The organism is Desulfurobacterium sp., assembly GCF_027028515.1.
Taxonomy (GTDB): Bacteria; Aquificota; Aquificia; order Desulfurobacteriales; family Desulfurobacteriaceae; genus Desulfurobacterium_A.
The window spans coordinates 1-2178 of sequence record NZ_JALVIW010000002.1 but is presented as its reverse complement, the minus strand read 5'-3'; the positions used below and the strand labels follow the sequence as shown (position 1 = coordinate 2178).

Below are 2178 nucleotides of genomic sequence, written 5' to 3'. Positions count from 1 at the left end.
TTTATCATCAATCACACATGAAACCTTTATTTCAGAGGTGCTGATCATAAGAATGTTAATCCCTTCCTTGGCAAGAGTTTCAAACATTTTAGCAGCTACACCTGGATGAGAACGCATACCCACTCCCACAATGGAGACCTTGGCAATTCTATCCTCAGTGGTATAGCCTTTAGCTCCTATCTCTTTTACCACTTTTTCTATAACCTGAGCCGCCTTAGGCAAATCTGTCCTCGCCACAGTAAACGAAAGGTCAGTGAGACCCTCATGAGAAACATTCTGAACTATCATATCAACATTAATGTTGGCTTCAGCAATAGGATTAAAAATCGCCACTGCTATCCCTGGTCTGTCAGGAACATCTACTATGGTGATTCTTGCTTGATTCTTGTCATGCGTTACTGCTGAAACTACAACCTCTTCCATATCTTTCGTGAAAGGTACCACCATAGTTCCCTCCTCTTCACTAAAAGTAGACCTTACATGTATAGGAATTCCATATTTCATTCCTATCTCAACGGATCTAACTTGCAACACCTTCGCACCAGCTGATGCCATTTCCAACATCTCTTCAAAACATATCCTGTCAATCTTTCTGGCATTGGGGACAATTCGTGGATCAGCTGTAAACACTCCCGTAACATCAGTATAAATTTCACATACATCCGCTTTTAGAGCAGCAGCCAGTGCTACAGCGGTAGTATCAGAACCACCTCTTCCAAGAGTGGTAACATCATGAGAAAGTTCTGCCACACCTTGAAAACCAGCTACAACAGCAATTTCTCCTCTCTCCAGAGCCTCAAGAATATTTTTGGCTTCAATTCTCTTAATCCTCGCTTTGGTATGGGCTTCATCAGTAATAAAACCAGCCTGTCTGCCTGTAAATGACCTTGCTTTATAACCCATTGCTTTCAAAGCTATAGCAAGAAGAGCCGCGGAAACTCTTTCTCCAGAAGAAAGAAGAAGATCCATCTCCCTCTCATCTGGTATTTCAGCAAGTTGTTTCGCAAGGTCGATGAGTCTGTCCGTTTCACCTGCCATGGCGGAAACAACAACCACTACATCGTTTCCCTGATCCTTTGTTTTGGCCACTCTTTTAGCTACACGTTTTATTCTTTCTATATCCCCCACTGAAGTACCGCCATATTTTTGAACCACAAGCGCCATGAAGCTACCCTCCCTTTTCTCGAAGAACTTTGATTGCACTATAAAACTGCAATTAAGATTGTCAAGAAGTTTATAGAAAATATCTGATTATTGTGCTAAACTGGGTTACATGATAAAGCTCGTATCATTTGATATATGGGGTACTTTACTTGATCTAAACCTGATGCTTGAAGCAATTGTGGAAGAGTTATCTTACCTTTCTTCTTTGGAAAAAACATTTATCGATAACGCTTTTAAAAAAGCGCGCAAAGAGTCAAGAGAACTGAGATTGCAAGGGAAACTGCCAGCTAAAGAGGCCGTAAATATCTGTCAAAAGCTTTTTGCAGACACACTCGGACTTGACGTGGAGTTTATAAAAAGAGCGGTGGTAAAAGCCACTTTAAAAGTAAGAAAACACATAGGTTATCCTGTAGCTATTGAAGTATTAAAGACTGTTAAAGAAAAGGAACTTTTTGTATGCACCATCGGAAACGTTCAGTTCTGGTCTTCCAACTACACCAGAATATTTATAGAAGAAACAGGGTTTGCTAATTACATAGACAAGCAATTTTACTCAGACGAAGTGGGAGTATTTAAACCTGAGAAAGAAATATTCATCCATGCAGCTTCCTATTTTAAAGTTAAACCGGAGGAAATGATACACGTAGGAGATAGAGAAAAAGAAGACTTTTTCGGTGCACAGAAAGCAGGTGTCAACGCCTTTTTACTTAAAAAACCAGAAGATTTAAAGCATATATTAGAATTTATTTAGGCACCCCATCTGAGCTTAGTACGAAGTACTTCAAAGAAATTTCTGTAAGGATTTTTAATAAGCTTTATTTTGTTTTTCGCCTTTTTCACCTGAACTACATCTCTCACCCTAAGAGCAAACCCCACTTGACCATCCAGTGTTACAAATACATCTTCATTTTCCGTTATGAGTTTCACATTAATAATAGAATCATCAGATATCACAATGGGACGCTGAGAAAGTGTAAAAGGACAAATTGGGTTCAATATAAGAGCGGGAACACT

Annotated in this window: 2 protein-coding genes and 1 pseudogene; 1 reads left to right on the top strand and 2 read right to left on the bottom strand. The window is 39.4% G+C overall.

Going from position 1 to position 2178, the window contains the following annotated elements; all coding sequences use genetic code 11:
- The coding region (locus tag MV676_RS00030) for an aspartate kinase (protein ID WP_297444202.1) at window positions 1-1164 on the bottom strand (1164 nt) is incomplete at its 3' end.
- 109 nt (window positions 1165-1273) lie between these two features.
- On the opposite strand from MV676_RS00030, the gene MV676_RS00025 reads away from it, so the two are divergent.
- The gene (locus MV676_RS00025) at window positions 1274-1915 is read left to right on the top strand and encodes an HAD family hydrolase (RefSeq protein WP_297444201.1); all 642 of its coding nucleotides are present in this window, start codon (window positions 1274-1276) and stop codon (window positions 1913-1915) included.
- Here the strand turns inward: MV676_RS00025 and MV676_RS00020 are convergent.
- Window positions 1912-2178 (bottom strand): annotated as a pseudogene (locus tag MV676_RS00020) (NAD(+) kinase); the annotation flags it as partial. The gene MV676_RS00025 and the pseudogene MV676_RS00020 overlap by 4 nt on opposite strands.